This window comes from Aquabacterium soli (assembly GCF_003933735.1).
Taxonomy (GTDB): Bacteria; Pseudomonadota; Gammaproteobacteria; order Burkholderiales; family Burkholderiaceae_C; genus Aquabacterium; species Aquabacterium soli.
Genome location: NZ_RSED01000007.1, coordinates 177600 through 197583, shown reverse-complemented (window position 1 = coordinate 197583; position 19984 = coordinate 177600). Strand labels below are relative to the sequence as shown.

Genomic DNA, 19984 nt, shown 5'->3' with positions numbered 1-19984 from the left:
ATCAACCGCATGAGCGAGATCAGCCAAGAAATCGCCGCCGCGGCCGCGCGGCTGGTGGTGGAGGAAGGCCTGGAATACGGCCCGGCCAAGCGCCGCGCGGTCAAGGTGCTGGGCCTGAACGCCCGCACCGCCCTGCCCGGCAATGACCAGGTCGAAGAAGCGGTGGAGGAGTACATCGCCATCTTCTGCGCCGACACCCAGCCCGCCGAACTGGCCGCGCTGCGCGCCCTGGCCGCCCGCTGGATGGGCCGTCTGACCGAGTTCCGTCCACACCTCACAGGGGCCGTCTGGCGCGGCACTGCCACGCGCCTGAACGACATCCACCTGCAGCTGTACTGCGACGATCCGAAATCCGCCGAGATCGCACTGATCAACCAGCGCCTCTCGTACGATGTCAGCAGCGCGCCTGGACCGCGTGGCGATGAAGTGGACCGCCTCAGCCTCACCGTGCCCTGCCCTGGCCTGGGCGGCGAGGCCATCGGCCTGCACCTGACCATCCTGGACCTGGACGACCTGCGCGGCGCACTCAAGCCCGATGCCCGCGGCCGCACGGAGCGCGGCGATCTCAACGCACTCAACAAACTGCTGGAGGACCCCCACCATGGCTTGCACCCCACGCCTCCGCCTGGCTGAGCGCACCGTGCGCCTGGCGTCCACACTGCTGGCCGCCTGCGGCGTGTGGGCAGCCCTGCCCTCATCGGCCGCTCCGGCATCCGGGCCCGTCGTCAAGGCCGTCGCGACCGCCCCTGCCTGGCAAGGGGTCTGGGAAGGCCGCCTGGCAGGGCAGCCCATCGTCATGGCCCTGTACCTCAACGAACAGGGACGATGGACTGGCCGATACTTCTACGAGCGCTTCGGCCGTGACCTGGGCCTTTGGGGGCCTGTCCCCGACGCGGATGCCGGCTCGTCGGACACCCTTGCCCTGCAGGAATGCGCACCCGACTACGGCATCGCTGACGCACCCTGCGAGCGTCCGCGAGCCACATGGTCGCTCACGCTGGCCGGCACGAGCGCCAAAGGACAGTGGCAGGTGTCCAGCCCCACCGCCCGCTTCGTGCCGGCCACCGTCTCGCTCACCCGTGTGGCCGACTACGCCCCCACCGCCGGCGCGCTGACCGACCCCTACGAACAACGCCGGCTCAAGGGCATTCGCGGGCAGCGCATGCCAGGCGGCCAGCTCGGCCCCGTCGCCTGGGAAACCCTCAGCGACGCGCGCTCCAAGGTGGCGGCCCCTCAGTTCACCCGAGGCGCCTCGCCCGCCGCGCTGCAGCGCATCAACGACCAGCTCAAAACCCAATGGCAGGAGCGCATCGGCCAGGCCCTGACAGCACTGGACCACGACGACCAGGTGGATGTCGCCTTCGCCAACCAGCGCTGGCTGGCCCTGACCTACAGCGTCGGCTTCTATTTCGCAGGTGCCGCCCATCCCAGCAACGGCTTCACCGCCACCACCTATGACCTGTCCACGGGCCAGGCGGTCGACTGGTCACGCTGGTTCCGTTTCACCGCCCCGGGCACCGAGGCGGTCGACTTCGAGCGCCGCGACCTGCTGGCCGCGCAGGCGCTCAAAGCCTTTGCCGCCCAGGTGACTGCGCTGCCCCCCGATGTGCCATCAGCCACGTCGGACCAGGCCCGCTGCGCCCGCTTGGTGCTGGCCCACTACGAATGCAGGGGTGGCCGCTGCACCCGTGGCGACCTCACCGGCGGTCGCGTGCCCGATGGCTGGCAGATCTGGCCCACCGCGCCGGGCCTGGCGGTGGCCCCTGATGTCTACGCCGAAGTCGACCGCGGTTGCCGCGGCCAGCCTGTGGTGCTGCCCTGGGCCCAGGTGCGCGCCAGCCTGCTGAGACCCCAGGCCCTGCCCTGACCGCCGCCCGGGCGGACAACAGCGCCAGGCAGCGTGCCCGCGTACACTGCCACCCCATGGAAAACCCGAGCACCCCCTCCGCCGCGCCTCCTGCCTCCCCATCCCGACGCCTCTGGGTGGCTGGTGGCATGGCCGCGCTCGCAGGCCTGGGCGGCGGGCTCTGGTGGGCCCGGCACCGGGAAGGCGCTGACAGCGCCAATGCGCCGGGCGATCCCCTGCCAGCAGATTTCTGGAGCCAACAGTTCGACACGGTCGACGGCCCGCCATTGAAGCTCGCGTCCTTCCAGGGCAAGCCGCTGGTCGTGAACTTCTGGGCCACCTGGTGCCCCCCTTGCGTCAAGGAAATGCCCGACCTGGACCGCTTCCACCAAGCCCACAACGTCCGGGGCTGGCACGTGATCGGCCTGGCGATCGACAGCGCCACCCCCGTCAAGGGCTTCCTGGGCAGAACCCCGGTACACTTCCCCATCGGCCTGGCCGGCTTTGGTGGCACCGAGCTGGCCCAGGCCTTGGGCAATGGGGCAGGTGCCCTGCCTTTCACGGTGGTCATCGATGCCCAGGGGCGCATCCGCCAGCGTAAGATGGGGCCGACCCACGCTGATGAACTCAGCGGCTGGGCCCGCGAGTTCGGCTGACACGCCCCCAGCCCCTGCCACGGCGGCTTTACGGGGCAGATTGCTCAAGCACATAAGCAGATGAGATTTTTGTGCTCATTTGTGCTTAAAATCCGCCTACTTTCATTTTCTTGAACGAACAGTTGGACACAATCCGGCCTTCGTTCAACGAACACATGCAGATTCTTGTCCTCCATGGCCCTAACCTGAACCTGCTCGGCGTCCGAGAACCACAGGTCTACGGGGCCACCACGCTGGAGCAGATCAACGCGGCCCTGAGCCAGCGCGCGGTCCAACGCGGCGCCACGCTCAGCGCCTTCCAGAGCAACCATGAAGGCGCGCTGATCGACCGCGTGCATGCTGCCCGTCTGGACGGCACCGCCTTCATCGTCATCAACCCCGGGGCCTACACCCACACCAGTGTGGCGCTGCGCGATGCGCTGGCGGGCGTGGCCATTCCCTTCATCGAAGTGCACCTCTCCAACGTGCACCGCCGCGAGCCTTTCCGCCACCACTCCTATTTCTCGGATCTGGCGGAAGGCGTCATCGTCGGCCTGGGCGTGCTGGGTTACCAGCTTGCCCTGGATGCCGCGCTGGAGCGCCTGAACGCGCCCGCCCCGGCCGCCTGAGCCCGACGCCCTCTTTTTCTCCCCTATTTTTCATCGAGCCGACCGGGCCCCGGCCCGGCGACCCTGGAGATCCTCAGCATGGACCTGCGCAAACTCAAGACCCTGATCGACCTCGTTTCGGAGTCCAACGTCTCTGAACTGGAAATCACCGAGGCCGATGGCAAGGTGCGCATCGTCAAGGCAGGTGCAGCCCCCGTGGCCGTCGCCATGCCGGTGATGCAGGCGCAACCCGTGGCCGCCGCCCCGGCTGCAGCCACCGCAGCCGCCCCCGTGGCCGAAGCCGCTCCGATCGAAACCGGCCACGTGGTCAAATCGCCCATGGTCGGCACCTTCTACCGCGCTTCCAGCCCCGGTGCCAAGGCCTTTGCCGAGGTGGGTGATCAGGTCAAGGAAGGCCAGGCCATCTGCATCATCGAGGCCATGAAGATCATGAACGAGATCGAGACCGACAAGGCCGGCACGATCACCAAGATCCTCGTGGACAACGGCCAACCGGTCGAGTACGGCCAACCCCTGTTCGTCATCGAATAAGGGGGGGCCATGTTCAAGAAAATCCTGATCGCCAATCGAGGCGAGATCGCGCTGCGCATCCAGCGTGCGTGCCGTGAGATGGGCATCCAGTCGGTGGTGGTCTACTCAGAAGCCGACCGCGACGCCAAGTACGTGCGCCTGGCCGACGAAGCCGTCTGCATCGGCCCGGCCCCCTCCGCGCAGAGCTACCTGCACATGCCGGCCATCATCTCGGCGGCTGAAGTCACCGATGCCGAGGCCATCCACCCCGGCTACGGCTTCCTGTCCGAGAACGCCGACTTCGCCGAGCGCGTCGAGTCCAGCGGTTTCACCTTCATCGGCCCCACGCCCGAGTCCATTCGCACCATGGGTGACAAGGTCTCGGCCAAGCAGGCCATGATCAAGTCGGGCGTGCCTTGCGTGCCCGGCTCCGAAGGCGCCCTGCCCGAAGATCCGAAAGAGATCATCCGCACCGCCCGCGCCGTGGGCTACCCGGTGATCATCAAGGCGGCCGGAGGTGGCGGCGGGCGCGGCATGCGCGTCGTGCACACCGAGGCCGCACTGATCCACGCCGTGCAGACCACGCGTGCCGAGGCGGGTGCCGCCTTCGGCAACCCGGCGGTCTACATGGAGAAGTTCCTGGAGCACCCGCGCCACATCGAGATCCAGGTGCTGGCCGACCAGCACAAGAACGCCGTGTGGCTGGGCGAGCGCGACTGCTCCATGCAGCGCCGCCACCAGAAGATCATCGAAGAAGCGCCTGCACCGGGCATCCCCCGCCGCCTGATCGAGAAGGTGGGCGAGCGCTGCGCCGCCGCCTGCAAGAAGATCGGCTACCGCGGCGCGGGCACCTTCGAGTTCCTGTTCGAGAACGGCGAGTTCTACTTCATCGAGATGAACACGCGCGTGCAGGTGGAGCACCCCGTCACCGAGATGACCAGCGGCATCGACATCGTGCAGATGCAGATCCGCGTGGCCGCCGGCGAGAAGCTGCCCTTCACCCAGCGCCAGATCGAGCTGCGGGGCCACGCCATCGAGGTGCGCCTCAATGCGGAAGACCCGGTCAAGTTCATTCCCTCGCCCGGCCGCATCACCACCTGGCATGCGCCCGGCGGCCCTGGCGTGCGCGTCGATTCGCACATCTACACGAACTACTTCGTGCCGCCCAACTACGACTCGATGATCGGCAAGATCATCGTGCACGGCGACACGCGCGAGCAGGCCCTGGCCCGCATGCGCACGGCCCTGTCCGAGACCGTGATCGAAGGCATCAACACCAACATCCCGCTGCACCGCGAGCTGATGGTGGACGCCAAGTTCATCGAAGGCGGGACCGACATCCATTACCTCGAACACTGGATGGCCGCGCGCAAGCGCTGAGCGGCCCGCCTGATACCGCTCAGACTACCCACATGCACGAACTCACCCTGCTCGCCACCGAGGCCGACGTCGAACTGCTCAGCGATGCGCTGATGGAGGTCGAGGCCCTTTCGGTGTCGGTCGAAGATGCCGACGCCGACACCGAGCACGAGGAAGCCCTGTGGGGCGAGCCCGGCATGCCGGTGTCGCGCGAGGCCTGGCAGCGCTCCACCGTCAAGAGCCTCTTCCCTGACGAAGCCGCCGCACTGGAAGCCGCCACCCTGATCCTGGCGCAGGACTGGGCCACCGACATCCACGTGCAGGGCATCCAGGAAGTGGCCGATCAGGATTGGGTGCGCCTGACGCAGTCGCAGTTCGCGCCCGTGCCCATCACGGACACCTTCTGGATCGTGCCTACGTGGCACGAGGTGCCAGCCCAGGCCACCACCGCCCTGCGGCTGGACCCGGGCCTGGCTTTCGGCACCGGCACCCACCCCACCACGCGCATGTGCCTGAAGTGGATCGCCGGCCACGCCGGTGAGCTGCAAGGCCGCCGCGTGCTGGACTACGGCTGCGGCTCGGGCATCCTGGCCATCGGCGCGGCGCTGTTCGGCGCGGCGCAGGTCGATGCGGTCGACATCGACCCAGCGGCGGTCGACTCCACCGAGGCCAATGCCGCGGCCAACCTGGCTCACCTGGCCGATGCCCAGGGCCGCACACCGATCAACGCCGGCCTGCCCGACCTGATCGGTGAATCGCAGGGCAGCTACCCCGTCGTGCTGGCCAACATTTTGGCCACACCGCTCAAGCTGCTTTCCCCGCTGCTGGCTGGCCATGTGGCCCCCGGCGGCCACCTGGTGCTGGCCGGCATCCTGGCGCGCCAGGAGCAGGAACTGAAGGACGCCTATGCTGGCGTGGGCTTGCAGTTGCAGGTTGCCAACGAAGAAGACGGCTGGATCCTGATGACGGCGCAAAAACCCGCCTGATCGGTGGCATAAACGTGGCCTTATGAGCCTGGCCACCCGCTGCCCCCACTGCAACACCATCTTCAAGGTCGTTCAAGACCAATTGAAGGTGTCCGAAGGCTGGGTGCGTTGCGGGCGCTGCACCGAGGTGTTCAACGCCCTCGAAGGGCTGTTCGACATGGAGCGCGAGGCGCCCCCACAGCGCATCGTGCCGCCCACCACGGTGGTCACGCAGCCGCCCAGCCCGTCGCTGCCAGAACCGCCTGCCGTGCCCAGCCCTGCCGAAGCCTTCCAGGCGACAGAGCCGACGGCCTTCCCACCGGCCCCTGACGACGCGGTGATCCGCGACGACCTGCCGCCGCAGGACCGCCGCCCGACCTCGGCCGTCACCCATTTCGAACTGGACCTGCCCCCGTCCGACGAGGCCGTGGCCGCCGCGATGTCCGCGCTGACCCAGCCCGCCATCCGGACGGCGAATGATGACAACGGCGACGAGGGCGAATACCCCGTCACCGACGAATCCGACGCGCTGGATTCGCGTTACCTGCTGCCTTCCGACGAAAGGCGGCCGCCCACCCGCCGTCGGTCCCGCCGCGGCCCCGAGTTCGCCGACGCCGAGTTTCCCAGTGATGCCATGGCCGATCTGGACGACGACTGGGCGGCCGGCTGGAGCCGCTCAGGTGAAGACACGCTCAACTTCCCTGAAACAGACCCGGTGGGCGAGACCGCACCGGCCGAGGCCACTGATCCCGCCGAACCCGCGCAGGCGTCCGACGCATCGCCCCTGCCCCCCGCGGCAACACCTTCCGCCGTGGTGGCCGCCGCGACACCGCCTGCATCGGACGCAGACACCGATCACGGCCCCAACACCATCCCCTCGCGCCTGCCCGAGGATGGCGACTACCGGCCCGAACAATCCCTGCCGCCCCCCAGCAAGCGCAAGGGCCGCCCCGGCACGCGTGGCCGTGGCCCGCAGACCGAAGCCCCTGGCTTCATCAAGCAGGCCGAGCGCAAGGCCATCTGGCGCCACCCGGCGGTGCGCGCCGTGCTGTCCTTCACCGCCCTGGCCCTGGCCCTGCTGCTGGCCGCCCAGGTAGCCCAGAAGGAGCACGACCGGCTGGCCAGCCACTACCCGGCCCTGGCGCCCTACCTGGCCCAGTGGTGCCAGCTCACCGGCTGCCGGATCAACCCGCCCATGCAGATTGAAGACCTGCAGGTGGACAACATCGCCCTCGTCAAGACCAGCTCGCTCGGCGAAGACACCTACCGGCTCACCGCCATCATCCACAACCGGGCCGAGGCCACGCTGGCCTGGCCCCACCTGGACCTCAGCCTGACCGATGCCAACGGCGCGGTCGTCGTGCGGCGCGTGTTCGATGTCAAGACCGCCACGCGCGCGGCCAGCGACAATGCGGACACGGACCGCAGCACCCGGCCGCCCGACGCCGTGCCAGCCCAGAGCAGCACCACGCTGCAATGGCAGCTGCGCGCGCCCGATCTGGCGCTGGCCGGCTACACGGTCGAGCTGTTCTATCCCTGATCTCTTTCAAACGGACACCACCATGGCCATCCTCATTGGCGGCTCGCTCGCCTTCGACAACATCAGCCGCTTCGAAGGCCGCTTCGCAGATCAGATCCTGCCCGACCAGGTGCACATCCTGAACGTGTCCTTCCTGGTGCCCACGCTGCGCCGCGAATACGGAGGTTGCGCCGGCAACATCGCCTACAGCCTGCACCTGCTGGGTGGCACACCGCTGATCATGGCCACGCTGGGCAGCGACGGTGCCCCCTACCTGGAACGCCTGCGCGAATGGGGCGTGCCGCTTGATCTGGTCAAGACGCTGCCCGATGCGATGACGGCCCAATGCACCATCATCACGGACAACGACAACAACCAGATCACCGCCTTCCACCCAGGCGCGATGTCGAACGCCCACAGCCAGGCCGTGCCCCAGCGCGACGATCTGCAGTTGGCCATCGTCGGCCCCAACGGCCGCGACGCGATGATCGAGCACGCCACCCAGTTGGCCCAGGCCAAGGTGCCCTTCATCTTCGATCCGGGCCAGGGCCTGCCCATGTTCGACGGCGAAGACCTCAAGCGTTTCATCGGTCAAGCCACCTGGGTGGCCGTGAACGACTACGAAGGCAAGATGCTGGCCGACCGCGTGGGCCAGTCCCTGGCCGAGATCTCGCGCCAGCCGCACCTCAAGGGCCTGATCGAGACCCTGGGCGCCGAAGGCTGCAACGTGTGGCAGCAAGGCACGGCCACGCATGTGCCGGGTCTGAAGGCCGACACCGTGGTCGACCCGACCGGCTGTGGCGACGCCTTCCGTGGCGGCCTGCTGTACGGCCTGTCGCAAGGCTGGGACCTGGTGCGCAGCGTGCGCCTGGGCAACCAGATGGGCGCGGCCAAGATCGCCACCCCCGGCCCGCAGACCTACACCATTGATCGCCAGGCGCTGCTCGCCCAGGTCTGAGCCCATTGCCTGAGAACCCTGCCATGACGGCTACGCAACGCAGTATCCCCATGGCCGTGTTCATGCGGCATGCCACCCGTGCATCGAGGACGTTGAGCGCGCTGCTGGCCGCCGCCGCGTTGGGTGCCAGCCCTGGCCTGGTGCAGGCGCAGAGCCGCCCGCTCACGCTGATGACCTGGAACATGGAGTGGCTGATCGCCCCCGCGGACGAGCGTGAGCTGCGGGCGCACTGCCAGCGCCAGCAGCCCGCCAGCGATGAGCGGGCCGTGCCCTGCGCCCCAGGGCGCAAACCACCGCCACTGCGCAGCAACGCCGATTTCGAGGCGCTGGCCGGGGTCGCCCGCCGTGCGGCCGCCTTGCCCGGTGACGTGGTGGTGGCCTTGCAAGAGGTCGATGGTCCGAAGGCGGCCGGCCAGGTGTTCCGCCAGGGCTGGGCGCTGGACTGCTTCACGCCGCGCGCCCACCCGCAGAAGGTGGGCTTCGCGATCCGCCAGGGCGTGCCCTACCGCTGCAACCCGCCGCTGCAGGCGCTCGACATCGACGGCCGCACCCGCGGCGGCGCCGACATCACGCTCTACCCCAACACCAAGAATGCCGTGCGCCTGCTGGCCGTGCACCTCAAGAGTGGCTGCTTCGAGGGCGCGCTGGACCGAGAGTTCGCACCGTGCGGCAAGCTGCGTCAGCAGGTGCCGGTGATCGAGCGTTGGGTGGATGCCCGCGTGCGCGAGAAACAGCACTTCGCCGTGCTGGGCGATTTCAACCGACACCTCGATCGCGACGCACGCCTGGCCGCCGGCCCGGACGAAGCCGCGCCCCTGGCCTTGCTAGATGCCATCAGCGATGACCGCCCGGTAGGCGCGGTGCTCTATCCCGCCACCAACAAGCAGGTCTACGTGCCCTGCACGTCGAAAGAAAAGCACAGCCGCTACATCGACGACGTGCTGATGGGCCAGAGCCTGCGTTTCGCCACCAGCCGCGTGCGCTTCGCTCGCCTGCCCTACACGCTGGAAGAAGAAAGGCGCCTGGTGTCCGACCACTGCCCGCTGGGTGTGCAGTTGGACAACATGGCGCCTTGACGAGCCGGCAGCGCGCCGGCTCGATCCATGAGCGATCGCTCAGGCCTTGCCCTGCGTGGCCACGGCCGCAGCGGCCTTCGCGGCGGCTTCGGCATCGCCCAGGTAGTAGTGGCGGATGGGCTTGAGGTCGGCGTCCAGCTCGTACACCAGCGGGATGCCGTTCGGGATGTTCACGCCCACGATCTCGTCATCGCCGATGTTGTCCAGGTACTTGACCAGGGCGCGGATGCTGTTGCCGTGCGCGGCCACCACGATGCGCTTGCCGGCCTTGATGGCCGGTGCCATGGCCTCGTTCCAGAACGGCAGCACGCGGGCCACGGTGTCCTTCAGGCATTCCGTCAGCGGGATCTGCTCGGGCTGCAGCTTGGCGTAGCGGATGTCCTGGCGCTGGCCACGCGGGTCGTTGGCGTCCAGTGCGGGCGGCGGCGTGTCATAGCTGCGGCGCCACACCAGCACCTGCTCATCGCCGTACTGCTTGGCGGTCTCGGCCTTGTTCAGGCCCTGCAGGCCTCCGTAATGGCGCTCGTTCAGGCGCCAGGAATTGACCACCGGCAGCCACGGACGGTCCATCTCGTCCAGGGTGTGCCACAGGGTATGAATGGCGCGCTTGAGCACCGAGGTGTAGGCCACGTCGAACTCGTAGCCCTCGGCCTTGAGCAGGCGGCCGGCCTGCTTGGCCTGCTCCACGCCCGTGGGGGTCAGTTCCACATCGGTCCAGCCGGTGAAGCGGTTTTCCAGGTTCCAGGTCGATTCGCCGTGGCGGATGAGGACAAGCTTGTACATGGCGCTGCTGCCTTGTTGGTCAGTCAAAAAGAAGGAAGGCGGCGCGGCAGGCCATATGGCTTACCGCACACCGGATCCAGGGATTTTATAATCTCCGGTTCCGCGCACGGGCCCCCGCCCGTCGGGACCACTTGCACGCCACACGCATCATGATGAGTTACCTCACCCAAAACTGGTACTGGATCGCCGCAGCCCTGGGCTCCGGCGGCGCCCTGCTGTGGCTTCAGTTGCGCAATGGCGCTGGCGGCGGCGACCTCGAGCCCCAGGCCGCCGTGATGCTGATCAACCGCGAGAAAGCCACGGTGATCGACGTGAGCGATGCCGCCGAGTTCGCGGCCGCCCACGTGCGCAATGCCCGCCACGTGCCGCTGGACACCATCGCCGATGGCGTCAAGGGCCTGCCCACCAACAAGCAGCTGCCCCTGGTGGTGGTGTGCGCCACGGGCGCGCGCGCCGGCAAGGCGGTAGCCAAGCTCAAGGCCCTGGGCTACGACAAGGCCCAGGCCCTGCGCGGCGGCCTGAAGGCCTGGCGCGAGGCCAATCTGCCGATTGACAAGGCCGCCTGAGCCATGGTGTGCCAGCCGCCCTACACCAGGGTGGCAACACCTTGTCGGCGCCTTGGTTAACCCCGGGGCAGGACAATCCCCTCATACAAGCCAGCAGCCAAAGCCATGCAGAACGTCAAGATGTACACCACGCAGGTCTGCCCCTACTGTCAGCGGGCCAAGATGCTGCTCAAGCAACGCGGCGTCAGCGCCATCGAAGAGATCCGCATCGACCTCGATCCCCAGCAGCGTGACCACATGATGGAAATCACCGGCAGGCGCACCGTGCCGCAGATCTTCATCGGCGACACGCACGTGGGTGGCTGCGACGACCTGATCGCGCTCGACCAGGAAGGCAAGCTGGTGCCCCTGTTGGCCCAGGCAGCCTGATCCCAGGGCCTGGCGGACAAGCTGTCCGCCATGGCGCCCATCCGGGCGCAGGCACCCCGAAACAGGGGGAATTCCCTGCAAACCATGAGCGCTGCCCCACCGAGGGCTGTCACAGGGCTGGGCGATAATCCAGCCCTGTTGCCTTTCCGGCTTGGAGTTCTCCGCGCCAACCGCAGCGCCCCGGCCTGAACCAATTCACCGATATTCACGCACACTCGAGGATCACATGAGCGACCAAGCCCAACCCAGCTTCAACATCCAGCGCATCTACCTGAAGGACCTGTCGGTCGAGCTGCCCAATGCCCCCCAGATCTTCCTGGAGCAAGGCAACCCCAATGTCGACGTGCAGCTGAACCTGAACGCCGAGAACGTCAGCGACAGCGGCGTCTACGAAGTCACCGTCAGCGCCACCGTCACCACCAAGGTCAACGACAAGGTGCTGTTCCTGGTCGAAGCCAAGCAAGCCGGCCTGTTCGAGATCCGCAACGTGCCGGAAGACCAGCTGCAGCCCATCATCGCGATCGCCTGCCCGCAGATCGTCTACCCCTACCTGCGCGCCACCGTGGCTGACGCGATCAACCGCACCGGCTTCCCGCCCGTGCACCTGACCGAAGTCAACTTCCAGGCCATGTACCAGGCCCAGGTGGAGCAGGCCCAGGCTGCCCAGGGCGGCGCCGTCGGCCACGCCTGACCGGTTTGACGCACACCCCCTTGGCGCCCGTGCCGACACCCCCACTGAATGTGGCCGTGCTGGGCGCAGGTGCCTGGGGCACAGCCCTGGCCATCAGCGCCGCCCGCCGCGCCAGCGGTGCGGGCCGGGTGCTGCTGTGGGGTCGTGACGCCACCCAGGTGGAAGACATGCAGCAGGAGCGCCGCAACACGCGCTACCTGCCCGAAGCCGGGCTGCCCGCCAGCCTGGAGATCACCGATGACTGGCAGGCCGCCCTGGCCCACGCCGGAACCACCGGCCTGCTGGTGATCGCCACGCCCATGGCGGCCCTGGCCGACATGCTGGCGCGCGTTCCTGCCGATGCCGCCGTGCTGTGGCTGTGCAAGGGTTTTGACAAGGCCACCGGCCGCCTGGGCCACGAAATCGCCCAGGCCGTCCGCCCGGGTGGCCGCAGCGGGGTGCTGTCCGGCCCCAGTTTTGCGCTGGAAGTGGCGCAAGGCAGCCCCACGGCCCTGGTGGCCGCCAGCCCCGATGCCGCGCTGTGCGAGCAGGCCGTCACGGCCTTTCACAGCGACAGCCTGCGTGTGTACACCTCTGCCGATCCGGTCGGCGTCGAGGTGGGCGGCGCGGTCAAGAACGTGCTGGCCATCGCCACCGGCATCGCCGATGGCCTGGCACTGGGCCTGAACGCTCGCGCGGCCCTCATCACCCGCGGCCTGGCCGAGATGACACGCCTGGGCGTGGCCCTGGGCGCGCAGCCGGACACCTTCATGGGCCTGTCCGGCCTGGGCGATCTGGTGCTCACCGCCACCGGCCACCTGTCACGCAACCGCACGGTGGGCCTGCAACTGGCCCAGGGCAAGGACCTGCCCACCATCCTGCGTGAACTGGGGCATGTCTCCGAAGGGGTCTACAGTGCTGCCACGGTGCTGGCGCGTGCCCAGACATTGGGCGTGTCCATGCCCATTTCCGAGGCCGTGGTGCAGGTGATCGACGGCCGGCTGAGCCCGCAAGCCGCCGTGCAGGCGCTGATGGGCCGCGAGGCCCGCCCCGAGCATTGACCCTGCACAGGGAAGGCGAGCGAACAGGGCCTGGTGCGCCATCGGCGACATGGCACTACATTTGCTGCAAGACATTCGGCTTTCGAAGGCGCAGCCTGCGTCCCAGGCCAACGCCCCAGAAAGGCCCTTGTGATCAAGATCAAGCTCGGCATCGAGCTCCGGTATGACATCGCCCCCCCAGGCTGCGATCTCATCTTCAACATCCACGCCGCCCACACCAGGCAGCAGACGGTCACTCAAGAGAGCCTGCAGATCAGCCAGGCCCTCATCCCCCAGATTCACACCGACAATGCCACGGCCAACCGCTACCTGCGGCTGAGCGCGGCGCCTGGGCCCCTGACCGTGCAGTACGGCGCCACGGTGGCGCTGCACCACCACATCGCCCAGCCAGACCAGATCGCCGAGATCCCGGTTTCGCAACTGCCCATGCGGGCCCTGAGCTACATCTACCCCAGCCGCTACTGTCAGTCGGACCAGCTGCACAAGCTGGCGGTGGCCGAGTTCGGGCACCTGTGGCAGGGCTACAGCCGCGTGCAGGCGATCCAGGAGTGGGTGCAGCGCCGCGTCAGCTTCACCTCCAACACCTCGGATTCGAACACCTCGGCACTGGACACCTTGCGCGACGGCGCGGGCATCTGCCGCGATTTCGCCCACCTGATGATCGCCTTGTGCCGCGCCGTGAACATCCCCGCGCGCTTCGCCACCGGCATCGACTACGGTGCGGATCCGGCCCTGGGCCCGACCGACTTCCACGCCTATGTGGAGGTCTACCTGGGCCACCGCTGGTACATCTTCGACCCCTCAGGCACAGCCATCCCGATGGGCTTCGTGCGCTTCGGCACCGGGCGCGATGCCGCCGATGTGGCCTACGCCACCATCTTCGGCACGGTCACCTCACCACCGCCGCTGATCACCATCGAGGCCCTGGTGGCGCCTCACGCCACCATGCCCTACCGCTGCCGCGAGGCGCTGTCCACCGACGACGGCATGTGAGTGGGCAAGGCGCTCGCGAGGCTCAGGCCCCGCCGGCGTAGCCGTTCTGGCGCCAGGCCTCGAACACGGCCACTGCCACGGCATTGCTCAGGTTCAGGCTGCGCTGCCCTGCCAGCATTGGCAGGCGCACGCGCTGAGCAGCAGGAAACTGCTCGCGCAAGGCCGGATCCAGCCCTCGCGTTTCACAGCCGAACACCAGCCAATCCCCCGCCTGCCAGGCCACCTGGCCCACCGGCTGGCTGCCATGCGTGGTGAAAGCGAAGAGCCGAGCCGCATCAGGCCTTTCGGCTTGCACAAACGCCTCCCAGCTGGCATGGCGCCTCACCGGCGCGTACTCGTGGTAATCCAGGCCGGCGCGCCGCAGCAGCTTGTCGTCCATCGAGAAGCCCAGGGGCTCGATCAGGTGCAGCTCGCAGCCCGTGTTGGCCGCCAGGCGGATCACATTGCCCGTGTTGGGCGGGATTTCGGGCTGGACCAGGACGATGCGGAACATGGGGCGCGATTCTAGGCCTGCCACAGCCCCTGCCGCTGTGCGGGGCCTACACAGATCTTTACGCGGGGTCCACACACGCTTTACCCCCGGGGCGGACCATGGGCCCATGGACAGAGAGGCATCGTGCCCTTCTGCAACACCCAAGGAGACCCCTCCATGACTCAATCGATCCCCACCGCCCAGACTCGTGGCCACGCCACCCGCTGGACACGCCTGGCCTCCGGCTCGATGCTGGTGGTCGGTGCCGTGCTGGCCTCCGCTTCCGCCATGACCGCCTGGGCGACCCCAGGCCACGGCCCGCGCGCCGCCATCCACAAGGTGGCCCACCACCCAGGCCCTGCTGGCGGCCCCGGCATCCTGTTCGGCGGCCCCGGCCTGGACCGCCTGCTCGACGAGGTGCAAGCCACCGCCGCGCAGCGCGCACAGATCCGCCAGATCGCCGGCGCCGCACGCGATGACCTGCGCCAGTTGCGCGAATCGGCCCCTGATCTGCGCAAGGACACCTTGAACGTGCTGACACAGCCCAGCATCGACGTGGGCGCGGCCGAACAGGCCCGCCAGAAGATGCTGGCCCAGCACGACGCCGTGTCCAAGCGCACGCTGACCGCCATGCTGGACGTGGCCAAGGTGCTGACCCCTGAACAACGCGCCCAGCTGGGCGAGAAGGTCAAGGCGCGCCAGGCCGAGCGCGAAAAGCGCCGTGAGGCCCGCCGCAGCGACCGCCCCGAGTCGGCTGACCGCCTGCCCGGTGACGCCCCTCCTGCGCCCGCCCAGTGAGCGAGCCTCCCGGCTGCCGGCCCCGGCAGCCGGGGGCTTTCGCCGAACAGACCCTACTTGAGCACGGCCGCCGGAGAACGCCACAATGATGGACATGAGCGAACACATCCTGATGATCGACGACGACCTGCGGCTCAGTGCCATGGTCGGCGACTACCTGCGCAGCCACGGCTACCACGTGTCGACCGCCCCCAGCCTGGGTGCCGGCCGCGAACTGCTCGCCCGCCAGGCCTGTGACGCGCTGGTGCTCGACCTCATGCTGCCCGACGGCGACGGCCTGGACCTGTGCCGTGAGCTGCGCTCATCGCCGCGCACGCGCGCCATGCCCCTGCTGATGCTCAGCGCCCGCGGCGAGCCCACCGACCGCATCGTCGGCCTGGAGATTGGCGCCGACGACTACCTGCCCAAGCCCTTCGAGCCACGCGAGCTGCTGGCCCGCGTGCGCGCCCTGCTGCGCCGCACCGCCACCGCCCAGGCCGACGACGATGTCTGGCGCTTCGGCCGGCTGGAGATCGACAACGGTCTGCGCCAGGTGCGCCTGGACAACCAGCCCTGCGATCTCACCTCCTATCAGTTCGACCTGCTCACTGTGCTGGCCCGCCACCCGGGCCGCGTGCTCAGCCGCGACCAGATCATGGATTCGCTCAAGGGGCACCCGCTGGACGCCTTCGACCGCTCCATCGACGTGCACATCTCGCGCATCCGCGCGGCCATCGAGCAAGACCCGAAGAACCCCCAGCGCATCCTCACCGTGCGCGGTGTGGGCTACGTGTTCGCGAAGAAGCAAGACGCTGAATGAGAACCCTGGCGCTGCGGATCTACCTGGCAGTCGTCACGGTCCTGCTGCTGTTTGCGCTGCTCACGGGGTGGCTGGCCAAACGCAACCTCGAGCGCGAACTCGAGCGCTTCCAGAGCCAGCAGTCCCAGCAGAACAACGAGGTCGACCGGGACGCCGCCTGGGGCGAGCTGATCGAAAAGAGCCTGCCCGGCATCGACACCCCGGAGGCCCAGCAGCGCGAGGCGCTGCTCGACTGGGCGAAACGCCTGCGCATCCCCCTGGCGCTGGACAACGCCCAGGGCCAGCGCATCGCCACCTCCGCCCTGCTGGAGGAACGGCTGGAGCGCCGCCCAGAACTTGCGACCCACCTGCAGAGCACCAAGCTGACCGATGGGCGCGTACTGTGGATCCTGCGGCCGGGGCCCTTCATGGGCGGCCGCATGCGCATGAATGGGCCAGGCCCCGGTGCTGGCTTCAACGGCCGCGAGGGCCCAGGTGGGGGGCCCGGCAATCCCAATGGCCCCTTTCCGCGCCCAAACAGCGGCCCGCCGAACGGCCCGCCGCCCTTCGCGCCCAACGAGCCCTGGCTGTCTCCGCTGGGTGTCATCCTCCCCGCCGGCTGGGCTGGCGGCGTGCCTGAACTGGCGATCGTGCTGGTGATGGTGTTCATCGCAGTGGCCGTGGGCGCCTGGCCCGTGGCCAACCGGCTCACCCGCCGCCTCAAGCAGTTGCGCCACGGCGTGGAGCGCTTCGGCGAGGGGCAGCTGCAGCACCGCGTCGAGGTGGAAGGCAAGGACGAGGTGGCCGATGTGGCCCGCAGCTTCAACCAGGCCGCGCAGCGCATCGAAGAGCTGGTCACGGCCCACCGCAGCCTGCTGGCCAACGCCAGCCACGAGCTGCGCTCACCGCTGGCGCGCATGAAAATGGCCATCTCGATGCTGGGCGACGTCCCGCCCGAGCATGCCACCCGCCTGAAGGCAGAGATCAACCAGGACATCCATGAACTCAATGACCTGGTCGAAGAAGTGCTGCTGGCCAGCCGCCTGGATGCCCGTCCCACGCTGGACCTGCAGCCCGTGGACGTGCTGGGCTTGCTGATCGAGGAGGCTGGCCGCGTGGGCGCCGAAGTCGACACAGAGCATCTGCCCCCAGGCCTCGCCAGCACGCCATTGCGCGCCGACGAGCGCCTGCTGCGCCGCGCCGTGCGCAACCTGCTGGAAAACGCGCGGCGCTACGGCCACACGGGCAACACACCCGCTGCAGTGGAGGTCAGGCTGCGCATGGCGCAGAACCAGCACCTGGACATCCTGGTCGAAGACCGCGGCCCTGGCGTGCCCGCAGAGCAGTGCGAACGCATCTTCGAGCCTTTCTACCGCATGCCCGGCCATGCCGAGCATGCCGGTGGCGTGGGCCTGGGCCTGAGCCTGGTGGCCCAGATCGCCCAGCGACATGGCGGCGAGGTGCGCTGCGAAGCGCGCGAGGGCGGCGGCAGCCGCTTTGTGATCCGCCTGCCGCTGGCAGGCCGGAACATCAGGCCTTGAAGTAGGCCCGGTACCAGGCCACGAAGCGCGCCACGCCATCGTCGATGGACACGGCTGGCTGCACCCCGGTCCAGTCTTCCAGCCGCGCCGTGTCCGCATAGGTGGCGACCACGTCGCCCGGCTGCATGGGCTGCAGATCCTTCACCGCCTCACGGCCCAAGGCGCTTTCCAGCGCCCCGATGAAATCCATCAAGGCCACCGGCTCGCTGTGGCCGATGTTGAAGACGCGGTATGGGGCCCATGACGAGGCCGGCGTCGGATCCTGCCGGTCGAAACTGCCGTCAGGGCCAGGCACGCGGTCCAGCGTGGCCACCACGCCCGCGACGATGTCGTCGATGTAGGTGAAATCACGCCGCATCTGGCCATGGTTGAACACCTTGATCGGCTCGCCGGCCAGGATGGCCCGCGCGAACAGCATGGGCGCCATGTCCGGCCGGCCCCAGGGCCCGTACACCGTGAAGAAGCGCAGCCCCGTGGTCGGCAGGCCGTACAGGTGGCTGTAGGTGTGCGCCATCAGCTCGTTGGCCTTCTTGGTGGCCGCGTACAGGCTCACGGGGTGGTCCACCCGGTCGCCCTCGGCAAAGGGCATCTTCTGATTGCCACCGTACACGCTGGAACTGCTGGCATACACCAGGTGCGCCACACCATGGTGGCGGCAGCCCTCCAGCACGTTCAGGAAGCCCACCAGGTTGGACTGCGCATAGGCCTGCGGGTTTTGCAGCGAATAGCGCACACCCGCCTGCGCGGCCAGGTGCACCACGCGGTCGAAACGCTCGCGCTCGAACAACGCCGCCATACCCGCCTGGTCGGCCACATCCAGCGGCTCGAACCGGAACGGTGCGCCCGGCCGCTGCTGCTCAATGTGGGCCAGGCGATCGCGCTTGAGCTGCGGATCGTAGTAATCGTTGAGGTTGTCGATGCCGACCACCTCATCGCCACGCGCCAGCAGCGCCAGCGCGGTGTGCATGCCGATGAAGCCGGCCGCGCCTGTCAGCAGGACTTTCATGCCACCACCACGGTCAAGCCGCCGCGCCCCGTCCGATGGCCTGGTAATCCAGTCCGAACGATTGCACCAGTGATGGCTCATACAGGTTGCGCCCGTCGAACACCACCGGCGTCTTGAGCGAAGCCTTGATGCGCTCGAAATCGGGGCTGCGGAACTCCTTCCACTCGGTCACGATCACCAGCGCATCGGCACCGTCCAGCGCGCCCGAGGGGCTGTCGGCGTAGGTCAGGCGGGGCTCGTCACCGAAGATGCGGCGCGCTTCATCCATCGCCACCGGGTCGTAGGCCGTCACACTGGCACCTCGCTTGAACAGCTCGGCCAGCACCACACGGCTGGTGGCCTCACGCATGTCGTCGGTGTTGGGCTTGAACGCCAGGCCCCACACCGCGAAGCGCTTGCCCGACAGGTCTTCACCGAAGCGGCGCACGATCTTGTCGACCAGCACCAGCTTCTGCGCATCGTTCGCGTCTTCGACCGCCTGCAGCACCTTGAGCTGCTGGCCGTTCTGCGCGGCCGTCTGGATCAGGGCCTTCACATCCTTCGGGAAGCAGCTGCCGCCGTAGCCGCAACCGGCGTACAGGAAGTGGTAGCCGATGCGCGGATCCGAGCCGATGCCCTGGCGCACCTGCTCGATGTCGGCGCCCATCTTCTCGGCCAGCAGCGCCAGCTCGTTCATGAAGCTGATGCGCGTGGCCAGCATGGCATTGGCCGCGTACTTGGTCAGCTCGGCGCTGCGCACGTCCATCACGTGCACCTTGTCGTGGTTGCGGTTGAAGGGCGCGTACAGCGCACGCATCAGCAGGATGGCCTGCTCGTCCTCAGCACCCACGATGATGCGATCCGGCCGCATGAAGTCGTCAACCGCCGCGCCCTCTTTCAGGAACTCGGGGTTGGACACCACCGCGAAGCGCGCATCGCTGCCGCGCTGGGCCAGTTCATCGGCGATGGCCGCACGCACCTTGTCGGCCGTGCCCACGGGCACCGTGCTCTTGTCGACCACCACCTTGTAGTCGGACATCAGGCGGCCGATGTTGCGGGCCGCGGCCAGCACGTACTGCAGATCGGCCGAGCCGTCTTCATCAGGGGGCGTGCCCACGGCGATGAACTGTAAGGTGCCGTGCGCCACCGAGCGGGCGATGTCGGTGGTGAAGGCCAGGCGGCCGGCCTTGACGTTGCGCGCCACCACGGCGTCCAGGCCAGGCTCGTGGATGGGGATACCGCCTTCTTCCAGGATGCGGATCTTGTTCGGGTCGACATCCAGGCACAGGACATCGTTGCCCATTTCGGCGAGACAGGCGCCAGTGACCAGGCCGACGTAGCCGGTGCCGATGACGGAGACTTTCATACGAGAGGATCGTTTAATAGCAGCAGAGCGTGATTGTGCGCCTGCTTGAGTGCAATGCATGGACAATAGCACCCGCCCGAGCTTCTAATATGCCCTCTGCCACCT

At 68.1% G+C, this 19984-nt stretch carries 22 protein-coding genes; 18 read left to right on the top strand and 4 right to left on the bottom strand.

Annotated elements, in window-relative coordinates:
• The first annotated feature begins 9 nt into the window (after nucleotides 1-9).
• From EIP75_RS10955 to EIP75_RS10910, 10 genes are all read left to right on the top strand, one after another.
• Nucleotides 10-633, top strand: coding sequence for a hypothetical protein (locus EIP75_RS10955; RefSeq protein ID WP_125243304.1), 624 nt, complete (start codon nucleotides 10-12; stop codon nucleotides 631-633).
• Complete coding sequence (locus tag EIP75_RS10950) at nucleotides 602-1867, top strand: hypothetical protein (RefSeq protein ID WP_125243303.1); 1266 nt, start codon at nucleotides 602-604, stop codon at nucleotides 1865-1867. The genes EIP75_RS10955 and EIP75_RS10950 overlap by 32 nt, the downstream gene beginning before the upstream one ends.
• A gap of 128 nt (nucleotides 1868-1995) precedes the next feature.
• A complete protein-coding gene (locus EIP75_RS10945) occupies nucleotides 1996-2502 on the top strand; it encodes a TlpA family protein disulfide reductase (RefSeq protein WP_233584803.1) in 507 nt (168 codons plus the stop codon).
• Between the two features lie 155 nt (nucleotides 2503-2657).
• On the top strand, nucleotides 2658-3110 hold the full coding sequence (aroQ, locus tag EIP75_RS10940) for a type II 3-dehydroquinate dehydratase (RefSeq protein WP_125243301.1): 453 nt from the start codon (nucleotides 2658-2660) through the stop codon (nucleotides 3108-3110).
• A gap of 78 nt (nucleotides 3111-3188) precedes the next feature.
• Nucleotides 3189-3641 carry an acetyl-CoA carboxylase biotin carboxyl carrier protein gene (gene accB, locus EIP75_RS10935; RefSeq protein WP_125243300.1) on the top strand — a complete coding sequence of 151 codons (453 nt, stop codon included), beginning with the start codon at nucleotides 3189-3191 and terminating at the stop codon, nucleotides 3639-3641.
• A 9-nt stretch (nucleotides 3642-3650) separates the two neighbouring features.
• Nucleotides 3651-5000 (top strand): acetyl-CoA carboxylase biotin carboxylase subunit, encoded by a 1350-nt coding sequence (gene accC / locus EIP75_RS10930; protein WP_125243299.1) that lies wholly within the window; start codon nucleotides 3651-3653, stop codon nucleotides 4998-5000.
• A gap of 32 nt (nucleotides 5001-5032) precedes the next feature.
• Complete coding sequence (gene prmA / locus EIP75_RS10925) at nucleotides 5033-5965, top strand: 50S ribosomal protein L11 methyltransferase (protein ID WP_125243298.1); 933 nt, start codon at nucleotides 5033-5035, stop codon at nucleotides 5963-5965.
• A gap of 22 nt (nucleotides 5966-5987) precedes the next feature.
• Complete coding sequence (locus EIP75_RS10920) at nucleotides 5988-7484, top strand: DUF3426 domain-containing protein (RefSeq protein WP_125243297.1); 1497 nt, start codon at nucleotides 5988-5990, stop codon at nucleotides 7482-7484.
• 22 nt (nucleotides 7485-7506) lie between these two features.
• Complete coding sequence (locus EIP75_RS10915) at nucleotides 7507-8421, top strand: carbohydrate kinase family protein (RefSeq protein ID WP_125243296.1); 915 nt, start codon at nucleotides 7507-7509, stop codon at nucleotides 8419-8421.
• Nucleotides 8422-8444: 23 nt separating this feature from the next.
• Complete coding sequence (locus EIP75_RS10910; protein ID WP_125243295.1) at nucleotides 8445-9497, top strand: exonuclease/endonuclease/phosphatase family protein; 1053 nt, start codon at nucleotides 8445-8447, stop codon at nucleotides 9495-9497.
• Nucleotides 9498-9536: 39 nt separating this feature from the next.
• On the opposite strand, the gene gpmA is transcribed toward EIP75_RS10910, so the two are convergent.
• Nucleotides 9537-10280 carry a 2,3-diphosphoglycerate-dependent phosphoglycerate mutase gene (gene gpmA / locus EIP75_RS10905; protein WP_125243294.1) on the bottom strand — a complete coding sequence of 248 codons (744 nt, stop codon included), beginning with the start codon at nucleotides 10278-10280 and terminating at the stop codon, nucleotides 9537-9539.
• Between the two features lie 152 nt (nucleotides 10281-10432).
• On the opposite strand from gpmA, the gene EIP75_RS10900 reads away from it, so the two are divergent.
• From EIP75_RS10900 to EIP75_RS10880, 5 genes are all read left to right on the top strand, one after another.
• The gene (locus EIP75_RS10900; RefSeq protein WP_125243390.1) at nucleotides 10433-10846 is read left to right on the top strand and encodes a rhodanese-like domain-containing protein; all 414 of its coding nucleotides are present in this window, start codon (nucleotides 10433-10435) and stop codon (nucleotides 10844-10846) included.
• A gap of 105 nt (nucleotides 10847-10951) precedes the next feature.
• Complete coding sequence (gene grxC, locus EIP75_RS10895) at nucleotides 10952-11215, top strand: glutaredoxin 3 (RefSeq protein ID WP_125243293.1); 264 nt, start codon at nucleotides 10952-10954, stop codon at nucleotides 11213-11215.
• 226 nt (nucleotides 11216-11441) lie between these two features.
• Nucleotides 11442-11906: a protein-export chaperone SecB gene (gene secB, locus EIP75_RS10890; protein WP_125243292.1), complete on the top strand. Its 465-nt coding sequence runs from the start codon at nucleotides 11442-11444 to the stop codon at nucleotides 11904-11906.
• A 44-nt stretch (nucleotides 11907-11950) separates the two neighbouring features.
• A complete protein-coding gene (locus tag EIP75_RS10885; protein WP_125243389.1) occupies nucleotides 11951-12946 on the top strand; it encodes an NAD(P)H-dependent glycerol-3-phosphate dehydrogenase in 996 nt (331 codons plus the stop codon).
• Nucleotides 12947-13075: 129 nt separating this feature from the next.
• Complete coding sequence (locus EIP75_RS10880; protein WP_125243291.1) at nucleotides 13076-13939, top strand: transglutaminase-like domain-containing protein; 864 nt, start codon at nucleotides 13076-13078, stop codon at nucleotides 13937-13939.
• 22 nt (nucleotides 13940-13961) lie between these two features.
• On the opposite strand, the gene trmL is transcribed toward EIP75_RS10880, so the two are convergent.
• Entirely contained in the window at nucleotides 13962-14432 is a 471-nt protein-coding gene (gene trmL / locus EIP75_RS10875) for a tRNA (uridine(34)/cytosine(34)/5-carboxymethylaminomethyluridine(34)-2'-O)-methyltransferase TrmL (RefSeq protein ID WP_125243290.1), read from the bottom strand.
• A 156-nt stretch (nucleotides 14433-14588) separates the two neighbouring features.
• On the opposite strand from trmL, the gene EIP75_RS10870 reads away from it, so the two are divergent.
• The 3 genes from EIP75_RS10870 to EIP75_RS10860 all read left to right on the top strand — a co-directional run bounded on the left by EIP75_RS10870 (nucleotide 14589) and on the right by EIP75_RS10860 (nucleotide 17528).
• The gene (locus EIP75_RS10870; RefSeq protein WP_125243289.1) at nucleotides 14589-15209 is read left to right on the top strand and encodes a Spy/CpxP family protein refolding chaperone; all 621 of its coding nucleotides are present in this window, start codon (nucleotides 14589-14591) and stop codon (nucleotides 15207-15209) included.
• A 94-nt stretch (nucleotides 15210-15303) separates the two neighbouring features.
• The gene (locus tag EIP75_RS10865; protein ID WP_125243288.1) at nucleotides 15304-16008 is read left to right on the top strand and encodes a winged helix-turn-helix domain-containing protein; all 705 of its coding nucleotides are present in this window, start codon (nucleotides 15304-15306) and stop codon (nucleotides 16006-16008) included.
• Complete coding sequence (locus EIP75_RS10860) at nucleotides 16005-17528, top strand: sensor histidine kinase (RefSeq protein ID WP_125243287.1); 1524 nt, start codon at nucleotides 16005-16007, stop codon at nucleotides 17526-17528. The genes EIP75_RS10865 and EIP75_RS10860 overlap by 4 nt, the downstream gene beginning before the upstream one ends.
• On the opposite strand, the gene EIP75_RS10855 is transcribed toward EIP75_RS10860, so the two are convergent.
• Nucleotides 17518-18534, bottom strand: coding sequence for an NAD-dependent epimerase (locus EIP75_RS10855; RefSeq protein WP_125243286.1), 1017 nt, complete (start codon nucleotides 18532-18534; stop codon nucleotides 17518-17520). The two genes, EIP75_RS10860 and EIP75_RS10855, sit on opposite strands and share 11 nt — an antisense overlap.
• A 13-nt stretch (nucleotides 18535-18547) precedes the next feature.
• Nucleotides 18548-19879 (bottom strand): UDP-glucose dehydrogenase family protein, encoded by a 1332-nt coding sequence (locus tag EIP75_RS10850; RefSeq protein WP_125243285.1) that lies wholly within the window; start codon nucleotides 19877-19879, stop codon nucleotides 18548-18550.
• Nucleotides 19880-19984 lie beyond the last annotated feature (105 nt).

Excerpts from the sequence above, each read along its gene's own strand:
- EIP75_RS10955 (WP_125243304.1), top strand. The coding sequence starts at position 10 with ATGAGCGAGATCAGCCAAGAAATCGCCGCCGCGGCCGCGCGGCTGGTG.
- EIP75_RS10950 (WP_125243303.1), top strand. The coding sequence starts at position 602 with ATGGCTTGCACCCCACGCCTCCGCCTGGCTGAGCGCACCGTGCGCCTG.
- EIP75_RS10945 (WP_233584803.1), top strand. The coding sequence starts at position 1,996 with ATGGCCGCGCTCGCAGGCCTGGGCGGCGGGCTCTGGTGGGCCCGGCAC.
- aroQ (WP_125243301.1), top strand. The coding sequence starts at position 2,658 with ATGCAGATTCTTGTCCTCCATGGCCCTAACCTGAACCTGCTCGGCGTC.
- accB (WP_125243300.1), top strand. The coding sequence starts at position 3,189 with ATGGACCTGCGCAAACTCAAGACCCTGATCGACCTCGTTTCGGAGTCC.
- accC (WP_125243299.1), top strand. The coding sequence starts at position 3,651 with ATGTTCAAGAAAATCCTGATCGCCAATCGAGGCGAGATCGCGCTGCGC.
- prmA (WP_125243298.1), top strand. The coding sequence starts at position 5,033 with ATGCACGAACTCACCCTGCTCGCCACCGAGGCCGACGTCGAACTGCTC.
- EIP75_RS10920 (WP_125243297.1), top strand. The coding sequence starts at position 5,988 with ATGAGCCTGGCCACCCGCTGCCCCCACTGCAACACCATCTTCAAGGTC.
- EIP75_RS10915 (WP_125243296.1), top strand. The coding sequence starts at position 7,507 with ATGGCCATCCTCATTGGCGGCTCGCTCGCCTTCGACAACATCAGCCGC.
- EIP75_RS10910 (WP_125243295.1), top strand. The coding sequence starts at position 8,445 with ATGACGGCTACGCAACGCAGTATCCCCATGGCCGTGTTCATGCGGCAT.
- gpmA (WP_125243294.1), bottom strand. The coding sequence starts at position 10,280 with ATGTACAAGCTTGTCCTCATCCGCCACGGCGAATCGACCTGGAACCTG.
- EIP75_RS10900 (WP_125243390.1), top strand. The coding sequence starts at position 10,433 with ATGAGTTACCTCACCCAAAACTGGTACTGGATCGCCGCAGCCCTGGGC.
- grxC (WP_125243293.1), top strand. The coding sequence starts at position 10,952 with ATGCAGAACGTCAAGATGTACACCACGCAGGTCTGCCCCTACTGTCAG.
- secB (WP_125243292.1), top strand. The coding sequence starts at position 11,442 with ATGAGCGACCAAGCCCAACCCAGCTTCAACATCCAGCGCATCTACCTG.
- trmL (WP_125243290.1), bottom strand. The coding sequence starts at position 14,432 with ATGTTCCGCATCGTCCTGGTCCAGCCCGAAATCCCGCCCAACACGGGC.
- EIP75_RS10870 (WP_125243289.1), top strand. The coding sequence starts at position 14,589 with ATGACTCAATCGATCCCCACCGCCCAGACTCGTGGCCACGCCACCCGC.
- EIP75_RS10865 (WP_125243288.1), top strand. The coding sequence starts at position 15,304 with ATGAGCGAACACATCCTGATGATCGACGACGACCTGCGGCTCAGTGCC.
- EIP75_RS10860 (WP_125243287.1), top strand. The coding sequence starts at position 16,005 with ATGAGAACCCTGGCGCTGCGGATCTACCTGGCAGTCGTCACGGTCCTG.
- EIP75_RS10855 (WP_125243286.1), bottom strand. The coding sequence starts at position 18,534 with ATGAAAGTCCTGCTGACAGGCGCGGCCGGCTTCATCGGCATGCACACC.
- EIP75_RS10850 (WP_125243285.1), bottom strand. The coding sequence starts at position 19,879 with ATGAAAGTCTCCGTCATCGGCACCGGCTACGTCGGCCTGGTCACTGGC.